Origin of the sequence: Streptomyces sp. NPDC094034 (genome assembly GCF_040303865.1) — a bacterium.
Classification (GTDB): domain Bacteria; phylum Actinomycetota; class Actinomycetes; order Streptomycetales; family Streptomycetaceae; genus Streptomyces.
The window spans coordinates 93,233-99,652 of record NZ_JBEOUD010000033.1 but is presented as its reverse complement, the minus strand read 5'-3'; the positions used below and the strand labels follow the sequence as shown (position 1 = coordinate 99,652).

Sequence of the window (6,420 nt, the reverse complement as noted above, 5' to 3'; positions counted from 1 at the left end):
GACAGGTGCACCCGTCAACGGACTGTCACCAGCGGGGCATGAGTCCCCACCACCCACCCACATCAGCTCGCTGAGCCGGTGCCGGGCCGCCCCACTCCACTCCCGCGCAGCCCCGCAGGGCCCACCCACCCAAGGCCGGGACCCGGCCCCCGGAACAACGCAGCCCCTCCGGGGACCCCTCCCCCCGGGCCGCCCCCCTCAAAGCAGCACTTGCGGTGGAGGGTTGGGGGTCAAGGGTGACCGAAGGTCATCGGCTTGCCGACGCGACGAAGGAGCGCCCTTGACACCCAACCCGCAACCGCGAAACTGAAACCTAAGAGCGGCCCCCACCCGCCATCCAACGCACCGGCCCACCCCGACTACCCCTCGGCACGAACCCGCACCTCGCCCCCCACCACTGACCCGGAGGGGGCGATGCGTCCTGGGGCCCGGTTAACCGAACCCAGGACACATGACCCGCCGGAGCACTCCCCAAAGCCCCTTCCAAAATGGGACATTGGGGGCAGGTGGCAGGCTCGTCCGCCCCAGTCGACAGGTGCACCCGTCAACGGACCGTCACCAGCGGGGCATGAATCCCCACCACCCACCCACATCAGCTCGCTGAGCCGGTGCCGGGCCGCCCCACTCCACTGCCGCGCAGCCCCGCAGGGCCCACCGACCTGCGGTCGGCAACAGACCCCGACGGAAAGGAAGCCCCTCCGGGGACCCCTCCCCCCGGGCCGCCCCCCTCAAAGCAGCACTTGCGGTGGAGGGTTGGGAGTCAAGGGTGAAGCGAAGCGGAATCGGCGCAGCCGACGCGACGAAGGAGCGCCCTTGACGCCCGACCCGTAACCGCGAAACTGAAACCTAGGGGCGGCCCCCACCCGCCATCAAACGCACCGGCCCACCCCGACTACCCCTCGGCACGAACCCGCACCCAAGAGCACGCGAAGAACCCGAAGAGCCCCACAGCCATGTGCTCGCCGTGGGGCTCCGTCGTTCGGGCGCGCGGCCCTGGGGCGCTATCCCCAGGTGATCAGGCGCTTCGGCTGTTCCAGGATCGCGGCGATGTCCGCCAGGACCTGGGAGCCCAGTGCGCCGTCGACCAGGCGGTGGTCGAAGGAGAGCGCCAGCGTGGTGACCTGGCGGGGCTTCACCTGGCCCTTGTGGACCCACGGCTGGAGCTTGATCGCGCCGACCGCGAGGATCGCGGACTCGCCCGGGTTGAGGATCGGCGTACCGGTGTCGACGCCGAAGACGCCGACGTTGGTGATCGTCACCGTGCCGCCCTGCATGGCCGCCGGGGTCGTCTTCCCCTCGCGGGCCGTGGACACCAGCTCCCCCAGCGCTTCGGCCAGTTGAGGCAGCGTCTTGTCGTGCGCGTCCTTGATGTTCGGGACGATCAGACCGCGCGGGGTCGCCGCAGCGATGCCCAGGTTGACGTAGTGCTTGAGGACGATCTCCTGGTTCGCCTCGTCCCAGGCCGCGTTGACCTCGGGGTTCCGCTTGATCGCGACCAGCAGCGCCTTGACGACGAGGAGCAGCGGGTTGACCCGCAGGCCCGCCATGTCCTTGTCGGACTTCAGCTCCTCGACCAGCTTCATCGTGCGCGTCACATCGACGGTGATGAACTCCGTGACATGCGGCGCGGTGAACGCGCTGCCCACCATGGCCGCCGCCGTGGCCTTCCGTACGCCCTTGATCGGGATACGGGTCTCCCGGCCGGTCGCCACACCGACCGCCTGGGCCGTCGCCGGCTCGGCAACTGGCGTCGGAGCGACGGCGGCGGGCGCCGGGGCGATCGCCGGTGCGGTGGCCGTGGCCGGAGCCGTCGCCGCGTGGACGTCCTCGCGCGTGATGATCCCGCCGGGACCTGTCGGCGTGATCGTCGCCAGGTCCACACCGAGGTCCTTGGCGAGCTTGCGTACCGGGGGCTTGGCCAGTGGACGGGACTGCGCGGGCGCGGACATGGGCGGGGCCGCGTGCCCGTTCATCTCCGCCTGAATGGCCGCGCCGGCCGTCTCCGCGGCCGTCGCCTGCTCCGGCACCGAGGCACCCGGAGCGCCCCTGCGGGCGCGCCGCTTCGTGGACGCCTCGGCGACCCCGTAGCCGACGAGTACCGGCGTACGCGTCGCCGGTTCGGCGGGCTCGGCCGGTTCCTCGGCGACGACAGCGGCGGCGGCAGCGGCGGGAGCGGCAGGCGCCGGTTCCGCGCTGCCCGGTGCCACGTCCACCGTGATGATGGACGCGCCGACGTCGACCGTCGTGCCCTCCTCGAAGCGCAGTTCGTGCACCACCCCGTTGTACGGAATGGGCAGTTCCACAGCCGCCTTCGCGGTCTCGACCTCGCACACCACCTGGCCGTCCACGACGGAATCGCCCGGCTGTACGTACCACTTGAGGATCTCGGCCTCGGTGAGCCCCTCGCCCACGTCGGGCATCTTGAATTCGCGGTAGCGAGTGGAAGTGTCAGCAGTCATGGTCACGGCACTCCTCAGTACGCGAGCGAGCGGTCGACGGCGTCGAGCACCCGGTCCAGGCCCGGGAGGTACTCGTCCTCCAGCCGGGCCGGCGGGTACGGCGCGTGGTAGCCGCCGACCCGCAGTACCGGGGCCTCCAGGTGGTAGAAGCACCGCTCCGTGAGGCGCGCGGCGATCTCCGCGCCGGAGCCGTAGAAGACCGGCGCCTCGTGCACCACGACCAGTCGGCGCGTCTTCTCCACCGACGTCTGGATCGTGTCGAAGTCGATCGGGGACATCGAGCGGAGATCGACGACCTCCAGCGACTTGCCCTCCTCCTCGGCCGCCGCGGCGGCCTCCAGACAGACCTTCACCATCGGGCCGTACGCCGCGAGCGTCAGGTCCGTACCCTCCCTGGCGACCCGCGCGCCGTGCAGCGGACCTGGGATGGCCTCGGTGTTGACCTCGCCCTTGTCCCAGTAGCGCCGCTTGGGCTCGAAGAAGATCACCGGGTCGTCGCTCTGGATGGCCTGCTGCATCATCCAGTACGCGTCCGACGCCGTGGACGGCGAGACGATCTTCAGCCCCGCGACATGCGCGAAGAGCGCCTCGGGGGACTCGCTGTGGTGCTCGACCGCGCCGATGCCGCCGCCGTACGGGATACGGACCACGACGGGCATCTTGATCTTGCCCAGCGCGCGGGCGTGCATCTTCGCGAGCTGGGTGACGATCTGGTCGTAGGCGGGGAAGACGAAACCGTCGAACTGGATCTCCACCACCGGCCGGTAGCCGCGCAGCGCGAGACCGATGGCCGTGCCGACGATGCCCGACTCGGCGAGCGGGGTGTCGATGACGCGGTCCTCGCCGAAGTCCTTCTGGAGTCCGTCCGTGACCCGGAAGACGCCGCCGAGCTTGCCGACGTCCTCGCCCATGATCAGGACCTTGGGGTCGGTCTCCAGCGCCTTGCGGAGCGACTCGTTGATCGCCTTGGCGATCGGGAGCTTCTGTACGGCCATGGCTACTTGCCCTCCCCGGCGGAACCACTCTGGGTGTCCTCGAACGACGCCTGGTACGCGGCGAACTGCGCGCGCTCCTCGTCGACGAGCGCGTGCCCGTCGGCGTAGACATGGTCGAAGATCGCCATGGGATCGGGGTCGGGCATGGCCCGCACTACCTCTCGTACCCGCTTTCCGAGCGTCTCGCTCTCCTCGTCCAGAGCCGCGAAGAACGCCTCGTCGGCATGGCCCTCCCGCTCCAGATACCGGCGCAGCCGCAGGATCGGGTCCTTGGCCTCCCAGGCCTCCCGCTCCTCGTCCGCGCGGTACTTGGTCGGGTCGTCGGAGGTGGTGTGCGCGCCCATCCGGTAGGTGAAGGCCTCGACCAGCATGGGCCCCTCGCCCCGGCGGGCCCGCTCCAGCGCGGCACGGGTCACGGCGAGACAGGCCAGTACGTCATTGCCGTCGACCCGGACGCCGGGGAAGCCGTACCCCTGCGCGCGCTGGTAGAGCGGCACCCGGGTCTGCTTCTCGGTCGGTTCGGAGATGGCCCACTGGTTGTTCTGGCAGAAGAAGACCACCGGCGCGTTGTAGACCGCGGCGAAGGTGAACGACTCGGCGACATCGCCCTGGCTGGAGGCGCCGTCCCCGAAGTACGCGATCACGGCCGAGTCCGCGCCGTCCTTGGCGACGCCCATGGCGTAGCCGGTGGCGTGCAGGGTCTGGGAGCCGATGACGATGGTGTAGAGGTGGAAGTTGTTGCTGCTGGGGTCCCAGCCTCCGTTGTTCACACCACGGAACATGCCCAGCAGATTCGTCGGGTCGACGCCGCGGCACCAGGCCACGCCGTGCTCACGGTAGGTGGGGAAGACATAGTCGTCGTCGCGCAGGGCGCGACCCGAGCCGATCTGCGCGGCCTCCTGGCCGAGCAGTGATGCCCACAGTCCCAGCTCGCCCTGGCGCTGGAGCGCCGTGGCCTCGGCGTCGAAGCGGCGGGTCAGGACCATGTCGCGGTACAGCCCGCGCAACTCCTCCGGGGTCAGATCGATCCCGTAGTCCGGGTGCTCGACCCGCTCGCCCTCGGGGCTGAGCAGTTGTACGAGCTGGGGCTCAGAACTCTGGGGCTGCGGCGTCCTTTTGGCGCTTGCGCGCTTGGTGCCGCTGCTGCGTCGCGGTTTGCGCGCGGCAGTGCTCTCCACGGTCACGTGCTTGCTCCTCCGTCTGTCCGGCTCCCGGGATCCGCCGGGTACCAGTGCGGCTCGCCTGCTTCCGCAGCGTGCACGGGGTGGGTGCGACGCGTCCGGGACAGGCGTGACAGGTGCCCCGGCGAGCGCCCTGTCACAGGCACGTTACCCAGTGGGGGGCACTCCTGCGAAACCCCTTCTGACCTGCAATTTTGCTTGGATTTCCAAGTAAATCGCCAAAGCCTGGAACAACCACTGGTCACAGCCTTGCAGGCCGCCGGAACAACGGCACGTTATCCCGCTGATCTGCGGCAGGGAAGGGGTGAATGTGTGAGACTGGATTCTGTGTACAAGGACGGAAAAATTACTGTATTCCTTGTTGATGACCATGAAGTCGTCCGCAGGGGCGTCTTTGAGCTTCTTTCCGTCGAAGACGACATCGAGGTCGTCGGGGAGGCCGGCACGGCGGCGGACGCCACGGCCAGAATCCCGGCCACCCGACCCGATGTGGCGGTGCTCGATGTCCGGCTGCCGGACGGCAGCGGTGTGGAGGTCTGCCGGGAGATCCGCTCGCGGGACGAGTCGATCAAGTGCCTGATGCTCACCTCGTTCGCCGACGACGAGGCGCTCTTCGACGCGATCATGGCCGGGGCCTCGGGTTATGTGCTGAAGGCGATCCGCGGCAATGAGCTGCTGACGGCGGTACGGGACGTGGCGGCGGGACGGTCGCTGCTCGACCCGGAGGCGACGGCGCGGGTGCTGGAGCGGCTGCGTACGGGCAACCCCCCGAAGGATGACAAACTGGCCGGCCTCACCGACCAGGAGCGCAGGATCCTGAATCTGATCGGCGAGGGCATGACCAACCGCGCGATCGGCGAGCAACTGCATCTCGCCGAGAAGACGATCAAGAACTATGTCTCCAGCCTGCTCTCCAAGCTGGGGATGGAGCGCCGGTCGCAGGCGGCGGCGTACGTGGCGCGGCTCCAGGCGGAGAAGCCCTGACGTACCGCGTCGGACCCGGTCGACGTACCGCGTCGGACCCGGTCCTAATCGGGACCTACGTCCCCTTCATCCGGGGCCGCCTCCTCTGTTGGCGGGGTCTTCGGTAACGCACAGTGGACACCATGTTCACCGAGGAACTCCGAGCCATCGATCTGCTCAGCCGGGTGTCGTACGGGCGGGTGGCGACGAGTATGCGCGCGATGCCGTTTGTGGCGCCCGCCCGCCATGTCGTGGCCGGCGGATCCGTGCTGCTGTGCATGCACGCGGGCCTCGGCTACCACCGGGCGTGTGGCGGCGGCGTGGTGGCGTACGGAGCGGACAACTTCAGCAGCGACGAGATGGACCAGTGGTCGGTCGAGTTCACCGGCACCGCCGAGATCATCGAACCGACGGCCCCTGAGCTGGAAATGTTCGGCACGGGCCCCCACCGCGTGGACGGTGAGCCATTCGATCCGGTCTATATGCGACTTACGCCCCAGTTCGTCACCGTACATACGCTCGACTATTCCTTGGAGCGACGAAGCGAACACGTTGCGTGATCTAACATCTGACAAGTGCCGCGCTCATATGAATTCGCCGCACCTGCTGCGACCGCCGTGATCCCCATCCCCGCGCCTGCCGCCGCTCGTGCACCTCGTACCGTGCTCCCTCCCGCGCTTCCTCCCGTGCATCCCTCCGCACCACCACCGCAACGCTCCGCACCACCGCACCCCTCCGCACCACCGCACCCCTCCGCACCACCGCACCCCTCCGCACCACCGCACCCCTCCGCACCACCGCACCCCTCCGCCCCGCTTCACC

General features: G+C 69.1%; 5 protein-coding genes. 2 read left to right on the top strand and 3 right to left on the bottom strand.

The annotated features are described in order from the left end of the window. Nucleotides 1-1,001: 1,001 nt before the first annotated feature. From ABTZ59_RS26305 to pdhA, 3 genes are read right to left on the bottom strand one after another with little or no spacing between them, the layout of a single operon-like run. The gene (locus tag ABTZ59_RS26305; protein WP_351417024.1) at nucleotides 1,002-2,459 is read right to left on the bottom strand and encodes a dihydrolipoamide acetyltransferase family protein; all 1,458 of its coding nucleotides are present in this window, start codon (nucleotides 2,457-2,459) and stop codon (nucleotides 1,002-1,004) included. Nucleotides 2,460-2,473: 14 nt separating this feature from the next. Next, nucleotides 2,474-3,454, bottom strand: coding sequence for an alpha-ketoacid dehydrogenase subunit beta (locus tag ABTZ59_RS26300; RefSeq protein ID WP_351417019.1), 981 nt, complete (start codon nucleotides 3,452-3,454; stop codon nucleotides 2,474-2,476). A gap of 2 nt (nucleotides 3,455-3,456) precedes the next feature. Continuing rightward, complete coding sequence (gene pdhA / locus ABTZ59_RS26295; RefSeq protein WP_351417016.1) at nucleotides 3,457-4,638, bottom strand: pyruvate dehydrogenase (acetyl-transferring) E1 component subunit alpha; 1,182 nt, start codon at nucleotides 4,636-4,638, stop codon at nucleotides 3,457-3,459. A gap of 324 nt (nucleotides 4,639-4,962) precedes the next feature. Here pdhA and ABTZ59_RS26290 point away from each other — a divergent pair, with 324 nt between their 5' ends. After that, nucleotides 4,963-5,619 carry a response regulator gene (locus tag ABTZ59_RS26290; RefSeq protein WP_351417062.1) on the top strand — a complete coding sequence of 219 codons (657 nt, stop codon included), beginning with the start codon at nucleotides 4,963-4,965 and terminating at the stop codon, nucleotides 5,617-5,619. Nucleotides 5,620-5,741: 122 nt separating this feature from the next. Further along, complete coding sequence (locus ABTZ59_RS26285) at nucleotides 5,742-6,158, top strand: pyridoxamine 5'-phosphate oxidase family protein (RefSeq protein WP_351417012.1); 417 nt, start codon at nucleotides 5,742-5,744, stop codon at nucleotides 6,156-6,158. Nucleotides 6,159-6,420 lie beyond the last annotated feature (262 nt).